Annotated in this window: 13 protein-coding genes; 7 read left to right on the top strand and 6 right to left on the bottom strand. The window is 62.4% G+C overall.

The window, feature by feature from the left end; genetic code table 11:
- Positions 1–266 precede the first annotated feature (266 nt).
- Positions 267–1,649, top strand: coding sequence for a hypothetical protein (locus tag FHX53_RS08715; RefSeq protein WP_182490963.1), 1,383 nt, complete (start codon positions 267–269; stop codon positions 1,647–1,649).
- 158 nt (positions 1,650–1,807) lie between these two features.
- Here the strand turns inward: FHX53_RS08715 and recR are convergent, their stop codons facing one another.
- Together recR and FHX53_RS08705 are read right to left on the bottom strand one after the other, a co-directional pair.
- Complete coding sequence (gene recR, locus FHX53_RS08710) at positions 1,808–2,407, bottom strand: recombination mediator RecR (protein ID WP_182490962.1); 600 nt, start codon at positions 2,405–2,407, stop codon at positions 1,808–1,810.
- A gap of 3 nt (positions 2,408–2,410) precedes the next feature.
- On the bottom strand, positions 2,411–4,366 hold the full coding sequence (locus FHX53_RS08705) for a DNA polymerase III subunit gamma and tau (protein WP_182490961.1): 1,956 nt from the start codon (positions 4,364–4,366) through the stop codon (positions 2,411–2,413).
- 788 nt (positions 4,367–5,154) lie between these two features.
- On the opposite strand from FHX53_RS08705, the gene FHX53_RS08700 reads away from it, so the two are divergent.
- Together FHX53_RS08700 and FHX53_RS08695 are read left to right on the top strand one after the other, a co-directional pair.
- Entirely contained in the window at positions 5,155–5,409 is a 255-nt protein-coding gene (locus FHX53_RS08700) for a hypothetical protein (RefSeq protein ID WP_182490960.1), read from the top strand.
- A 326-nt stretch (positions 5,410–5,735) separates the two neighbouring features.
- Entirely contained in the window at positions 5,736–6,977 is a 1,242-nt protein-coding gene (locus FHX53_RS08695; RefSeq protein WP_343050932.1) for a glycosyltransferase, read from the top strand.
- Positions 6,978–7,252: 275 nt separating this feature from the next.
- Here FHX53_RS08695 and FHX53_RS14060 read toward each other — a convergent pair whose 3' ends face one another.
- Complete coding sequence (locus FHX53_RS14060; RefSeq protein ID WP_343050931.1) at positions 7,253–8,389, bottom strand: glycosyltransferase; 1,137 nt, start codon at positions 8,387–8,389, stop codon at positions 7,253–7,255.
- 2 nt (positions 8,390–8,391) lie between these two features.
- Positions 8,392–8,949, bottom strand: a complete 558-nt coding sequence (locus tag FHX53_RS08685; protein ID WP_182490958.1) for an LbetaH domain-containing protein — start codon at positions 8,947–8,949, stop codon at positions 8,392–8,394.
- 166 nt (positions 8,950–9,115) lie between these two features.
- Here FHX53_RS08685 and gmd point away from each other — a divergent pair, with 166 nt between their 5' ends.
- On the top strand, positions 9,116–10,147 hold the full coding sequence (gmd, locus tag FHX53_RS08680) for a GDP-mannose 4,6-dehydratase (protein WP_182490957.1): 1,032 nt from the start codon (positions 9,116–9,118) through the stop codon (positions 10,145–10,147).
- Positions 10,132–11,127: a GDP-L-fucose synthase family protein gene (locus tag FHX53_RS08675; RefSeq protein ID WP_182491121.1), complete on the top strand. Its 996-nt coding sequence runs from the start codon at positions 10,132–10,134 to the stop codon at positions 11,125–11,127. Before gmd ends, FHX53_RS08675 begins: the two co-directional genes overlap by 16 nt.
- Positions 11,128–11,135: 8 nt before the next feature.
- Here FHX53_RS08675 and FHX53_RS08670 read toward each other — a convergent pair whose 3' ends face one another.
- Positions 11,136–11,894: a hypothetical protein gene (locus tag FHX53_RS08670; RefSeq protein ID WP_182490956.1), complete on the bottom strand. Its 759-nt coding sequence runs from the start codon at positions 11,892–11,894 to the stop codon at positions 11,136–11,138.
- The gene (locus tag FHX53_RS08665) at positions 11,891–13,078 is read right to left on the bottom strand and encodes a lipopolysaccharide biosynthesis protein (protein WP_182490955.1); all 1,188 of its coding nucleotides are present in this window, start codon (positions 13,076–13,078) and stop codon (positions 11,891–11,893) included. Before FHX53_RS08665 ends, FHX53_RS08670 begins: the two co-directional genes overlap by 4 nt.
- Before the next feature lie 345 nt (positions 13,079–13,423).
- Between FHX53_RS08665 and FHX53_RS14175 the strand changes: the two genes are divergently transcribed.
- On the top strand, positions 13,424–13,714 hold the full coding sequence (locus FHX53_RS14175) for an NAD(P)H-binding protein (RefSeq protein WP_182491120.1): 291 nt from the start codon (positions 13,424–13,426) through the stop codon (positions 13,712–13,714).
- 190 nt (positions 13,715–13,904) lie between these two features.
- The gene (locus FHX53_RS08655) at positions 13,905–15,218 is read left to right on the top strand and encodes a hypothetical protein (protein WP_182490954.1); all 1,314 of its coding nucleotides are present in this window, start codon (positions 13,905–13,907) and stop codon (positions 15,216–15,218) included.
- The last annotated feature ends 6 nt before the right edge of the window (positions 15,219–15,224 follow it).

Raw genomic sequence — 15,224 nt, 5'->3', positions numbered from 1 at the left:
TGCCGACTAGTACCCCTAGCACTCGTCATCCGCCGAGCGGCTGCAGTCGAACCGGGTATTCTACAACGGCTCTACTACCTACTCTAGCTCGGGTGGCAGCCACAAGATGCACCATGCCCGGGCCCTTCTTATCGCGCGAAGGTCGCGCAATAACTGGATGAAGAAGCGTCTCGAGACATAGGCCGATGTACGGTGATGGATCGGCAGACACCTCAGGGGAGCACAACAGCACGGCAACTCGATCACATACCGAAGGGCGTGCACTGATGAAGCTCGCGTTCTCCGCTGGGCTGGCCCGGCGTCGATCAATCTTCGTCACCGCCATGGCGCTCGCCTGGGCTTCTTTTTCGGCACTACTTCTGTCAGTGGACCCTGCGCTCGCTCTGGCATCCGCGGCGGCACCAATAGGCATGTTCGTCATCATTCGGTACTCGCTAGCGAGACTCATGGCCAGCGTCGTCGGGGGCATGCTAGTTCTTGGTTCCTCCACTGACCTCAGTTCTGGAAAACTGATATACGCAGGGTTGCTGAGCGTATCGGTGTCGGTTGCCGCTGTCAGGCTCTTTCGCGACCCGCCTGACTATCTTCACTATTTTCGACCTGCACTTCCATGGGGCACACTGCTCGTTGCGGTAGTAATAATAGGCTTTCTCGCATCACCCATGAATGCAGACTTTACGACCTTCGCACGACAATCGATCTTCTATCTGATGTTAGTCGTCGGCCCGATCATTGCTTTAGACACTGGCCGCGATATCACCCCACGCCTGGCGTACGCGCTGGTGGGGGTTATTGGCACGGTCGCCGCCGTAGGGTTCGCCATCGATTGGCTCAGCCGACGAGGCGTGACGGCATTGAGCGCAGATCGGATTGTTGTATCAAGCTTGCTGCTACCCGCACTAGCCTTCGCGCTTGCTGTGATTCTCGTTTCTCATTCGACCGCGTGGAGCCGGGTCGCCTGGCTGACTCCGACCGTAATAATACCTCTGTCAATGCTCATCACGGGAACCAGAACCAACCTTGTGATCTTTGGCGCACTTCTAGCCGTGGTCGGAAGAAAGTCCTCGTCTCGTGTGGGTACCGGCCGTCTAGCTGTGACTGTGCTGGTCGCAGGCGGCCTGTTCTTGGCTGCATTCCCGGCGATTGCGTCAGTGGCGCTTAACAGTCCAGAATTCATCGAAGGCCGGTTGCGGTCAGCGATTTCCGTTCTCGCAGGCCAGGGACAAGCAGATCAGTCCTTCGTCATGCGGGCGGAACAGTATTCCCAGGGGGTAGCGCTGTTTAGTCTCAGCCCGGTTCTCGGTCTTGGTTTGGGGTATTTTGTTCCCATAATTTTAGACTCGCCACTCATGACACTGGTGCGACTTGGTTGGCTTGGAACGTTAGTTCTTCTCGCGTACTTTGTTGCTCTGTGCCGGGCTGTTTGGATCAGCGCAAGATCCGTCACGCCATCGCCGGCGCACACCGCATGGTGGGGCCTAGTGGTCGTGGGCCTGTTGAGTTTGCCTTTCGGAACTCCTTTTGAAGATCGTGGTTTAGGTTTTGCCGTGATACTCGCTTTAACCGGAGTGGCATCCTGTCTCAATGCCGCTCAAGCTAGCGCCAAAGCGCCGCAGATGTTCGGAGCGACGAGTCGAAACAAGCCATAACAGGATCCTCTTCGAGCGCTGGCTAGCGTCTCTCGGCGATGAGTTCCGCTTGTCCCAGGTAAGCTTTATCACCTCGGTTGTAATGTAGTGATCACTACCTAATTAGTGGATCGCCCGACAATGCGATCCGCGCGAGAGCGTAGCTGCAGAACAGGTTCTCACCGATGAACAGTGCGGCGGCCTTCAAAAGCTCTGCCCAACGTGACCTCGTCGGCGTACTCAAGGTCGCCACCCACGGGGAGGCCGCTCGCGAGCCGCGAGACGGTGAGGTTCGGCTGCACGAGCAGGCGAGTGAGGTAGGTCGCCGTCGCCTCGCCCTCGAGGTTCGGGTCAGTGGCGATGATGACCTCGGTCACGGTGCTGTCGCTCAGGCGCCCAAGCAGCTGCGAGATGCGGAGGTCGTCGGGGCCGATGCCGTCGATGGGGCTGATGGCGCCGCCGAGCACGTGATAGAGCCCGCGGAACTCGCGAGTCCGTTCGATCGCGACGACGTCCTTCGCCTCCTCCACGACGCAGATCGTGGTCGGGCTGCGCCGAGGGTCGCGGCAGATTCCGCACGTCTCCTGCTCGGCGACGTTGCCGCAGATCTGGCAGAAGCGGACCTTCTCGCGGAGGTCGGTGAGCAGCTGGGCGAGCCGACTGACGTCGAAGCTCTCGGTCTGGAGAATGTGGAAGGCGATGCGCTGCGCCGATTTCGGCCCGATTCCGGGTAGTCGACCGAACTCGTCGATGAGGTCTTGGATGATGCCGTCGTACACGGGCTAGTCGTCCTCTCGCGGAGACGGTGTGAGACTCACGGCCGATTCGATGACCTCTTCGCCGATGAAGCGTGCGCCGAGGACCTCGCGCACGACGGACTCGCCGTAGCGCTGGCGCCCGGCCGCTTCGGCAGGGTGGATTGGCGGCCGAGGCGGCGAGGGCAGGTCGTCGGTCTGTTCGTCGTCGGGCGCAGGAGCGTCGGCGTCGCTGAGCGCGGGGGGCTCATCGTCGCCCGGCGAGTGTGAGACCGGTGACGGAGCGGATGCACCGGGAATGGCGACGACGTTCCACCCGGTCACGGGAGGCGCCGCAGCGGCGGTGCTCGCGAGCGCGGCGACGGAGTTATCCGGTTCGGAGCGGGGAGCCGGGTCGGGGTCGGCGGGCGGTGAGCTTTCGCTCGGCGCTGGCACCGATGCGGCGGACGGCGTCGGCCGCGGAGCCCCACCGAGGCGCACTTTGAACTTCACGCGAACGCCGAGGTGATGCTGGATGGCGTTGCGGACGTGCTCGCTCACGCTGTCGGCGGGGCTCGTGCGCTCCTTGAAGCGGTTCGCGTCGCTCTCGGAGGTGAAGGCGAGCGTGAGCACGTCGCCGTCGTCAAGCTCAACGGGCTCGGCGAGATAGACGACCGTCCAGGCGCTCATCTTCTCGGACTGGATCCGCTCGAGGATCGCGGGCCACTTCTCGCGAAGCCCGTCGAGGGTGAGCGGGCCGGCGACAGCGGGCAGGTCGACCGGACTCTGTTCCGGGGCGGGCTCGGAGGTGGGTGCCGGGGCGGGCGCCGGGGTCGGCGCGGCAGGAGCTCCAGGAGCAGCGGCGGGCGCCGTCGTCCGGGTGACCGGCGCCGCTCCGCTCGGCGACGCGGTGACGAGCACGCGCGCCATCATCAGCTCGAGATGGAGACGGGGGGATGTCGCTCCCGTCATCTCCGTGAGGGCGCGATTGACGACATCCGCCGCCTTGGACAGATCGGCCGGCGCGAAGAGCGCAGCGTGCTCGTGCATGCGGGCGAGGTCGTCAGCGGGGATGCCCCGCAGCACGTCACCTGCGTTGCCGGCAGTGGCTTGCACGACGATGAGGTCGCGGAGTCGCTCGAGGAGGTCGTCGACGAAGCGCCGAGGGTCCTGCCCCGTCTGAATAACGCGGTCGATGGCGTGGAACGCCGCGTTCGCATCGCGAGCGGCGATCGCTGAGACGACCTCGTCGAGTAGCGAGCCGTGCGTGTAGCCGAGGAGGGCGACGGCGCGCTCGTAGGTGACGGTGTCCGCATCGCTGCCGGCGATGAGCTGGTCGAGGAGGGAGAGCGTGTCGCGGACCGACCCGCCGCCGGCGCGGACCACGAGGGGAAGGACGCCCGGCGCGATCGTCACGCCCTCGCTCCCGGCGAGCTCGGCGACGTAGTCGAGCAGCTGCGCTGGCGGCACGAGTCGGAAGGGGTAGTGGTGGGTGCGCGACCGGATCGTGCCGATGACCTTCTCGGGCTCGGTCGTCGCGAAGATGAATTTGATGTGCTCCGGCGGCTCCTCGACGATCTTGAGCAGCGCGTTGAAGCCGCCCGAGGTGACCATGTGGGCCTCGTCGATGATGAAGATCTTGTAGCGGTCGCGAGCCGGCGCGAAGACCGCACGCTCGCGCAGGTCGCGGGCGTCATCGACGCCACCGTGGCTCGCGGCGTCGATCTCGACGACATCGAGCGAGCCGCCGCCCGCGCGCGACAGCTCGACGCAGCTCGGGCACACGCCGCACGGGGTGTCGGTCGGGCCCTCGGCGCAGTTCAGGCAGCGAGCGAGGATGCGGGCCGACGTGGTCTTGCCGCAGCCGCGCGGGCCGCTGAAGAGATAGGCGTGGTTCACCCGGTCGCTGCGGAGGGCGGCGCGCAGCGGATCGGTCACGTGCGACTGGCCGATGAGCTCGGCGAAGTTCTCGGGCCGGTAGCGGCGGTAGAGGGCGGTGGCCACCCCGTCAGCGTAGTGGTGAGCACTGACAGACAGAGCGGCTCAGTGCGAGGAGGAGTCTTTCGCGACAGCGTGACGCACGGAGCCGGCACGGGCCCCTCAATTTACGGCGAAGTTGGGGGACCCAAGAGACGACTCACAAAATGCTCCACGCCTCCCACAGGAGGCGTGAACGGCCTCGGTTCGTCCCTCGCCTCTGCGACGGCCATCCGCAACCCGCAAACGGTCAATTCGGCCCAGAACGCTTGGGGCCCGAGTGCGATGGCTTCACGCCTCAGCGTCGGCGCCCCGGCGAGCACCACGACTTTGCCAGCGACGGCCGCACGTGCAACCACTCCGCTAGGACCATCGTTGCTATGCGCCGCCACGACACAGTCAACGCTGCTGAGGAGCGAATCAAACATGTCGGACGCCAAGGGTCCGCGGTGAACGTATACGCGGCCCTCAGACATGAGGGTCTCAAGCCAAGGTCGAGCAAGTTTCTCCGCCTCGTCAGAGACAGTTCCGGCCAGGACTAGCCCCACGCCGGGTAGTGGGGTGATCGCCTCAGCAATGAGGTGGAGGTTCTTACGAGGACTCACATAGCCGAAGACACCCACCCAGTAGTCGACGGAATGGGAAGCGAGCTCCTCAACGAAACGGTCGACTAGCGCAGGCACGGCCTGCAGAGCTACCGGGTCCCGGACCCAACTCTCGCCCGGATCTGGCACCGGGGAATGCGGGCTCGTCAGCGCGAGAATGGAGACATTGTTTCGACGTCCCGCGATCCGCCGTAATGATCGCTTCACGCAGTGAACAACACGCATGGCCACGGGCGAACGCCGAGGTTGCGCCTCCGGGCGCAGGACGAGAACTACAAGCTCACCGCTTGCCCGCCAGCCGACAGCGGCGAGCCGCAAAAGAAGGCGGTCACCGTCCGGCACGATCACCCGAGATGCGCGCAATTGCTTGCTTACATTCGCGATGCCGCGCAGGGAGAAGTCATCGGCCAGTGCCACGTGGAATTGTTGGGGGGAACCGTCGATATGAATGGACCATTCGGGTGAGCCGACAGCGCTTCTCGAGGTGAGCACAGTCGCTGATGTCCCGCGGGTGGCAAGCTCGGCAAGAAGGAGGCGCACGTACCCGAGACGATGCCCGTCCCCGTTCGGTTCTACGATCAGCACTCTAGCCGACGGGATCACTTGCCGTCTCCAGTTCACACGCGACAACTCTCCTGAAAGCCGCTACGACGTCTGCCCCTGAACCCGGGGGATGGCGCAGCCGCCAACCGCAATGTTAACACTCGATAGCTGACAGCCAGACGATCGACGGTTCGTAGAAGCGCCTGGACGACATTCCGGCCCAGGTACCGCGCACATAAACTAGCGTGATGGTTCGCCCGATGCGCCTGTTGATTCTAGCCAGCAACTTTTGGCCAGAAGCGACAGGTACCGCCCCCTACACAACCGGCCTGGCCGCCGGGCTACGTGCGCGAGGCCACGGCGTGGAGGTGTTGACAACTCATCCCCACTACCCTGCATGGCGCGTGCAACCCGGGTACGGTCAGTGGACTCGCCGTGAGTTGATCACCGGAGTGCGCGTCACGAGGCAACGGCATTACGTCCCCCGGGATCCGTCTCATGTGAGACGAGCGATCTCCGAGATCAGCCTAGGTTTGAGGCAGAACTTCGGAGCGTGGCGGGCGCACGACATCACCCTGACCGTCTCCCCCGCTCTCCTCACCTCGGCACTCGCGCGACTCCGCACATTGCTCATGCGCGACCAACGCCCATTCGTCATCTGGGTTCAAGACCTCTATTCCGCGGGAATGGCAGAGACAGGCCGTGGCTCAGGTGCCGGCGCGCGACTGGTGGGATCGGTCGAGAGGTGGGTGCTACGAAGATCCGACGTGGTCGTCGTCATCCATGACCGATTCGCGCGTCGAATCATTGAAAACATGGGCGTCGATGCCGAACGCGTGAGAGTGGTCCGCAATTGGTCGCATATTCAGGACGATGAGGACGAGACCGTGGACGTCCTCCACACGCGCGCACGCCTCGGATGGTCTCCGGATGAGACGATCGTGTTGCACGCGGGGAACATGGGAGTCAAGCAAGGACTGCACCTGGCGCTGGACGCAGCGCGGCTGGCGGAAGCTCAGTCTCCCGAAGTGCGATTCGTATTCCTTGGAAACGGTTCGCAACGGCGCGCACTCATGGAGCAGTCAAGTGGCCTCACCAGCGTCTCATTCCTGGAGACCCTACCTGAGGCCGAGTTCACCGCTGCTCTCCGCGCCGCAGACGTCCTCCTAGTACATGAGCTACCAGGGGTCAGCGAGATGTCCGTCCCGAGCAAATTGACTTCATACTTTCATGCGGGACGCCCGGTCGTCGCTGCAACGGATCCGGACGGGATCACTGCGGACGAAATAAGAGCTGCTGAGGGTGGTGAAATCGTCGAATCTGGAGATGCGCAGGGCCTCTTGCGTGCCATCGTGAGAGTCGGCACCGACAAGCGCTACGGAGACGCGCTTGGCGAGCGGGGGCAGTCCTTCCGGCGGAAGGTACTAGGCGAAGCTAATGCCATCGACACGTTCGAGAAGATCCTTGACAGCGCCAAGCGCGGGCGATAGCCGAGCCGCCACAGCACTCAGCCCGGCACACGATTTCATCTTTGCGCCGAACCGCTCGGTCATGTCAAAAATTTGAGGCGCGCCCGCAACCGCAGGGCACCCCGGTTCTCCTACCGCACACGGGAACTGCTGGAAGCACTCGCGAAGCGAGTCGGATACGTCTGCAATGTCGAGCCCGGGGTGCCGAAATTCTCTTTCTGGCCGGTGGGATGACCATGGCGTCGTGAACACGGTGAGCTGGATAACGACGGCACGACGGAGTGCAAAGTCATCGCCTACCCTCCTAGCGCACGTTCGTAAATGCCTTCAAGTCGCGTCGTGACCGCCCCGACCGAATACTTTTCCTCCACCAATCGCCTTGCATTTGCGCCCATTCTTACGCGCATGCTCTCTGAAGACAGAAGCGTTCGTATCGCTTCGGTCAGCGCCGATTGCTCGGGGCCCACGACTATGCCAGCCGCGTATTTTTCAATGTCCGGGGCGAGGCCGCAAGTGGTGGTCACGATCGCCGGCTTCCCGAGTGCCATGGCCTCGAGGGCCGACATGCTTAAGGCCTCGCCCACGGTCGGAAGCACGTACACGGAACACCTGGAGAGGTGTGCAGATACATCTCCCGGAGGGATCGCTCCGTAAACGCGTACCGAGGGCGGCGAACCAGCCGCATTGAGAATCCTATGAACACTTTGGGCCGCCCCTTCGTCCGGCCCCGCAATGGAAAACACGGCATCGGGGAACTCATTCTGCAGTTCCACTGCAGAACGCGCAAAGAACTCGGGTCGCTTGCGCTTGTGCAGCCTTGCGAGAAATGCGACCTCGACGGTTCGGGGCGGCGCCGACAACGATGGGAGCACGGGGATCGGCACTCCGTTGAGCAACCGTTCCGTGCGCAGGGCCTGCCCGCCCACTGCCCTGGAGGCGTCCTCTTCCTCTTTCGTGAGGCACAATAGCTGACGCGCCCCGCGCAATACTCGTTTAGTTGCCAGCGCGTCGACCACACGCGCGGAGATCTTTGGAGAGGGGACGATCATCCCGTGCGCCTGAATCACCATCGGAATGTTCAATTTCTGTAGAAGTACCGCTGCGGGCAACACGGTGAGATCTCGAGCAAGATGGATGTGCGCAACATCAAAATTGCGGCTATTCCGACGAAGCCAGGGTAGCATTAGAGGGGCGCCGATGCCGGCAAACCCCACGCCTGGAACGGCGATCCGTGATGGGAAAAGACGATAGTCGAGGTTCTCAATGGATTTCGGTTCCGAACTCCCGCTCCCCTCGAAGCTACGCTTACCGCCAACCACAGTGACGTCGTGATTTCGATTTGCGAGTTCGCTGCTCAGATTCGTCGCCACACGAACCGGACCACCGTATGCCCCATCCGGGCTGAATAGGGTTACGACGTGAAGTATGCGCACGGTTACTTTGCCTCAAGGAAGCGCGGACCTTCGGCCCCGCCAGGGCCGAAGACAGTGTTAGCGGGGACGACGCCCTGAACCACTGTCATGGGCTTGATCACTGCCGAGGTTCCGATATCTGTTCCACCGAGCACCACGCATCGGCTAGTGATCCAGGCCCCCGGACCAATCACGATAGGCCGAGTGACGAGAGCCATATCGATTCGATGAGCATGACTCCCCGTGGTGAGAAACGTCTCCTGCGAGATGACAACATCATGGCCCACCTCGATCAGGTCCTGATTGTGAAACCAGACTCCCTCGCCGATCCAACTCCGATCACCGATGGAAAGTTTCCATGGAAAGCGCACGCGGGTCCGAGGCCTGAATACCACGGACTGCCCGATCGACGCTCCGAACAGCCGCAATACGGTGATCCGAAGTCGAGAACTCGCCTGCCATGGGTTAGTGACGAAGAGGAGTTCCGCGATCGCCCACACGTACACGACAAGTTTGGGGCGGTCCCACGCCTGACGCTCGCCGGGGGCTTTCGCGAGATCGATGACGCGGACTCCAGGCATGCGTGAGCTCCTCGGTCGACGGTCCGTCTGGTCGGACCCCACACTACCCCGAGGCCGCGTCAGTCGGCCGACTACGCAACGTTGGACGCACGATCTAGAGTTGTTCTTGGCTACTTCGGTCGCCTTACGTGAGACTTCATCATACTGAACCTGCATTGGACCTTCTTTGACCAAGCGCGCACTCATCACCGGCATCACCGGCCAGGACGGCTCCTACCTCGCAGAGTTGCTGCTCGCCAAGGGATACGAAGTCCACGGGCTCATCCGACGAGCATCCACCTTCAATACCGCGCGCATCGATCACCTCTACGTCGACCCCCACGATCCGAGCGCGAAGCTCTTTCTGCACTACGGCGATTTGAGCGATGGGGCACGTCTGGTCACCCTGCTCGCTGAGGTCAATCCCGACGAGGTTTACAACCTCGCGGCGCAATCGCATGTGCGGGTCTCCTTCGACGAGCCGGAGCACACGGCCGACACGACGGGCACCGGCACGATCCGCATGCTCGAGGCTGTGCGACTCTCGGGCATCAAGACGCGGTTCTACCAGGCGTCGTCCTCCGAGCTGTACGGCGCGACTCCACCCCCGCAGGATGAGCAGACGCCGTTCTACCCGCGCTCCCCGTATGCCGCCGCGAAGCTCTACAGCTACTGGATCACGAAGAACTACCGCGAGGCGTACGGGATGTTCGCGGTCAACGGCATTCTCTTCAATCACGAGTCGCCTCGTCGCGGCGAGACGTTCGTCACCCGAAAGATCACGCGCGCGGTCGCCGCCATCAAGTCCGGGCAGCAGGAACACCTTTACATGGGCAACCTCGATGCCGTGCGCGATTGGGGCTACGCGGCCGAGTACGTCGAGGGCATGTGGCGTATGTTGCAGGTCGACGAGCCGGACGACTTCGTTCTCGCCACCGGGCTCGGCATCACGGTGCGCGAGTTCCTCGAGATCTCCTTCCAGCGCGCCGGGCTCGACTGGGAGAAGCACGTTCGCTTCGACGAGCGCTACCTGCGGCCCACCGAGGTCGACGCCCTCGTCGGCGACCCGAGCAAGGCAGAGCGCAAGCTCGGATGGAAGGCGACCGTTGACGGCCGCCAGCTCGCAACCCTCATGGTCGACGCCGACATCGAAGCACTCGAGCACGCTGGCCGCCCGTGGATCGACCGCGTCTCGCTCCCCTCATGGGGCACGCAGTGACCTCGAGCGACGGTGTCGAGTACACCCCGACCGCACTCGACCGCGATGCCGTCGTGTACGTCGCCGGCCATCGCGGGCTCGTCGGCTCGGCCATCTCACGGAAGCTCAAGCAGGAGGGCTTCACGCGGGTCGTCGGGAAGACCTCGACCGAACTTGACCTGAAGAACCGCGACGACGTATTCGCCTACGTCGGCGAGATCACGCCGCGCTACCTCGTGCTCGCCGCGGCGAAGGTCGGCGGCATTCTCGCCAACAGCACGTATCCCGTCGACTTCCTCAGCGACAACATCCGCATCCAGTCCAATGTGCTCGACGCGGCGCTCGCGAATGACGTCGAACGCGTGATGTTCCTCGGCTCGTCGTGCATCTACCCGAAGTTCGCCGAGCAGCCCATCCGCGAGGACTCGCTTCTCACAGGCCACCTGGAGCCCACCAACGACGCCTACGCGATCGCGAAGATCGCCGGCATCATGCACACCCAGGCCGTGCGGCGGCAGTACGGGTTGCCGTGGATCTCGGCAATGCCGACCAACCTCTACGGGCCCAACGACAACTTCACGCCCACGGGCTCTCACGTGCTGCCGGCGCTCATACGCCGCTACGACGAAGCCGCGCTCGACGGCAGCGCCTCGGTGACGAACTGGGGCACGGGCTCGCCGCGCCGCGAGTTTCTGCACGCCGACGACATGGCCGATGCCGTACTGCACCTCATGGAGCACTACGACGGCCCCGAGCAGGTCAACGTCGGCACGGGCAAGGACTCGACCATCCGCGAGATCGCGGAGACGATCGCCGAGGTCATCGGTTTCGAGGGCGAGACCGAGTGGGACACCACGAAGCCCGACGGCACGCCTCAAAAGCTCCTCGACGTCAGCAAGCTCGCCGAGGCGGGCTGGACGGCGAAGATCGGACTGCGCGAGGGCGTAACCCGGACGGTCGACTGGTATCGATTGAGGCGTGCGGCCCTTCGGGGCCTGTAGCGCACTAATTAGACCTGTTTGCGTGAGGCTAAACGAGCGAGCACCTTCTCCAGCGGCGCCAGAAGGGAGTCTCTGACGGGTGTCTGCCTATAAATTTCTCCGGTCGATCCCGACTTGCCCTCAAATACCGGTCGACGTGGGAACCGACTGATCAAGATATCACCTATCGCGGCCGCGTGCGCAACTTCGGCAGCTAAAACAACCTCTGCAATCATGGACTTCTCGTCATTCATCTTGGAGGAGATATCCGCGAGAAGAGTTCTCCAGAGAAGCGAACTGGCTCCAAAAAACCGGGAGTCCGCGAAGGTGCGATCGAGAGTCATTCGGATTCGGATCTCTTCTTGAGCCAGCGGCGTGATGCACTCCATCGCATTTCGAACAAAAAGCCGCCCAGTCACCTTGTAAAGCGTGGTGTCCCCGTCGGGCGCGCTAGCGCTACCCATGTACTTTTCGATGGCGTGAAACTCGGCTGCGCCCTTGCCACGTCTCTCGGCTTCCCGGTCCACCTCGCACGATATGACTTCGATCCGGCTCCGTAACGGTTGCGGCACGAGCGAGAGCAACCCCAAGCCGGCGGACCCAGTGGTTTCTACCACATGAATCTCTGCCGCAGAGACTTCAAGAAGGCTACTCCACCGAAGTAGCGACTGACGATACTGCCCAAGACGTTCTTGCGGGTCGGACACCGCGAGGGGTCCGGCGGCGCGAGGCCGAACCGCTGCCGTGAGCAAAACAATCGTGTTCTTCCGTGACAATTGTTGCATCATAGCGTCCCGCCCCCCGCCCACTTTCGGAATCCTTCTGCCCTTGACGTAATTGTCAAAAGGCCCACAAGTATACAAACCTGAGCAATGATTGGGGCGAGGCCAAGCCAAGCCTCTGCAATTTCCAAAGCGGCAACGAGGAGAATTAAGGCTAGGCCAACCAAACCACCAGCAAATACAGCCAGCGCTCCGAGCCCGACCTGGCCTCGGGCGATTATAGCCGCTTGGTAGACCCTACTCACCCCACTCAGCCCGGCCGCCACGAGGAAGGCAGAAAACAGAGGGCCAACGTTGTCATATGTGGAACCAAGAATACCCACGGCTACATCTCCCAGGGGCACGAACACGGCAACAGACAGTAAACCGAGTAGCACTATAACCGTAAGGTTGCGCGCTGATACAAATAGGGCTTTACGCTTGAGTTCGTTGTTTTCGCGTGAGAGGGCCGGCACAAGCACGAATATTAGAGCGCTGGTGACTATGTTTACGGGGCTGGAGATTCTCATTGCCGCCGCGTAACTGCCGGTAGTTGCGGCCGAGAAGCCCGACGCAACGGCCACTACATCCAGTTGAGAAACGCTCGCCGCGAGCGAATCGGCCCAGTACCCACGCGAGGCCAACACTGTCGTCCTGATCTGCACGTCGAACCCCGCCATACTCAGCATTGTGGCTAGCAGGAACGTTGCGACGCCCACCGTTCCAAAGATGAGCCAGAACACTCCGTCACCGCTCACCGCTCCCGCGGCGTAAAGCAATAGCGGGAGAAGCCGTTGTGCGAGCAGGAGCACAGAGGCCGTCCCAACCCGTCCGCGTCCCGCGAGTAGCCCTTGCACCAGATCGCTGAGTAGTTCCACGCACACAAGCGAGACAGCGAGCCAGACGTACTCATCACGCAGAGAGAGCACAACACCGATCACGGCGACTATCACGGCCGTCGAGATGGCTCGAAGCCAGATCAACGCGGATATTGTCGACCTCGAGCTGGGATCGCCGTCGCCCAAACGTAGAACGTGCGTACCGGAACCAAAGCCGAGTACCGTTCCCGCGAAAAGCCCCAGACCAAGGATTACACTGAACGAAGCAAACAGATCCGCGCCCAATTCTCGGGCGATTATAACGAACAGCGCGAACTGGGCGCCCGCGGAAACGAGTAGTGCCACTCCTCGCTTTAGTAGGTTCTTCTTCACCTACACGGCCCCCTCAAGATCCCGACCTTGTCCATCGGCGGCTTCGACCCCCGTGAAGAGCGTGCGAATACCCTGACCCGAACGACGCAAGTTCGCGATCGAGTAGAAGTCTAGTTCGACGATCGCACGCTGCGCTTATTGTGGGCCAGCAGAGCGGGGGCCGGCCACTCAGCCGGACAGCGCCGCCGCCGATCACGAGCTCCTCGTTCGTCGGCACGACGAACACTCTCACAGCCGCCCCGTCGGGCGAGATCTCCCGCGGCTCGCGCCAGGACATCGCGTTGCGGGGGGCGTCGATCGTGAGGCCGAGGTGCGAACGGCCAGGTCGCCCGCCAGCTCTCGAGACTGCTCGCCGACGGCGCGCATGAACCCGTCGCGCTGATCCGCGACGCCGACCACGAGGCCGACATCACAGCCGCCGGAGCCACTTCGCTCGTCGTGGACCTCGAGCAATGCGACGACGTTGAACTCACCGAGGTGCTGACCGGCCGCGATCCCGTCGTGTTCGCCGCCGGCTTCGGCCCGGGCAGAACGCCCGAGTGCAAGGTCAACGTCGACCGCGACGGGACGAAACTGCTCGCCGACGCCGCGGCTCAGCCGCGCATCCGTCGTCATGCTCTCGTCGCGCGGGGCTGACACGTACGAGGCCGACTCTGACGACATCCTCCCGATCTGCCTGCGCGCCGAAAGGGAGACCGACGCCGCCGTGGGCGGCAACGACCCGCTCGACGCCAAGCTCCGAGGTCGAGGTCGTCCGTGCAGAGCTACCCATCACGCGGCATGCGTGATCGCTCCGGGTGACGCGTCAGCCAGATACTCTGACGAAGTGAAGAACCGAGTTTGGACGTTGGCGCGGATAGGGCTCCTGCTAGCGATCAGCGCACCGCTGCTCGCACTCAACTACTTGGGTACGGCGGACAGCCTAGGAGCCGCAGGCTGGCAGCGCGATTCCGAATCCCTCGTCCTGGCAAAGGTGCAAGAGCAAGCATTCCAGACCGACACGTCACCGTGGGGGCTGCTGATTGCCACACCCGACCAGCTTGCGCCTTATGAAGATCTTCTCGCGGAAGAAGAAGGTAACTCGAATTTCCGGCCGTATCTGAGTCAGATCGGTGTGGCCGGACACTTCTTCTCCTGGGCGTACGACCTCCCCGCGTGCGACTCGGTAGCGTGCCTGAGGGCGCTATCGGGATCGCTCACCGCGCTCGCTTTCGTTCTTCTGACCGTGGGGCTAGCGAGAATCTCACAACCCTTACTCGCTTACATCTTCTTCGTGGTGGCTATCACTTCACCCTGGCTGGTCGCGGCCGCGCCAAATCTCTACTGGATTCCGTGGAGTTGGATTCTCCCCACCCTTGCCGCGATCCTATTGACCATGTGGAGCGCTCGGCCTCGACTGCGGATAGTGGCCGCCATCGCCCTCTTCGCCGCTTTTGCTTTAAGGTTCGCAGCGGGCTATGAGTTTATAACTACGATCACCTTGATGGCGGCATCTGTGCCGATCCTCTCGCTCATTCTCGCGCGAGGCCGCTTCTTTGGCGACCTTCGACGTGCCCTTCGTTTCTGTGCTCTCATCATCGGCTTGGCATTGGGCTCGTTCGCCCTGGTCCTACTGGGACATTCTGCTTTGCGCGGTCGAGGGGACATTTCGGCGGGAATCCGCGACATTTACGTCAACGACGTGCTCCGGCGGACCTACGGAGCCTCCGATTCATTCCCCGAGGTCTACGCACGATCGCTCGATGCGCATCCGCTGCTGGTGCTAGCAAAGTATCTTCTCGACTGGGACACAGACCTGCAAAGCTTCGATCTGGGCACGCCTCTAACAGTGCACCTCCCAGGTTCGGCTTTTTGGATTCTAGTCATCGCTGTGATGGCAATCGTGCTGCGGCGCTGGCACGCATCTCATCAAAAGACGTCCCGAGACGCGTGGCTACTGGGCATTTCTTTTGCTATTTCGGCATCGTGGTATTTTCTCGCTAAAGGCCATTCATACATCCACACTCACATCAATTTTGTCTTGTGGTATCTGCCGTTCGTCCCCGTGCTTTGGTTCATTGTTATTGACTTCTTGTCCGAGGGTCGACGCCGACTTGTCAGAACTCCGGGCGAGACTTCTCCTGCGAATGATTACCGTTAGGCATAT

This window comes from Microcella alkalica (genome assembly GCF_014137945.1).
In the GTDB taxonomy this organism is placed as follows: Bacteria; Actinomycetota; Actinomycetes; order Actinomycetales; family Microbacteriaceae; genus Microcella; species Microcella alkalica.
Note: the sequence above shows the minus strand (reverse complement) of the source record. Positions and strands in the feature narration are given on the sequence as shown.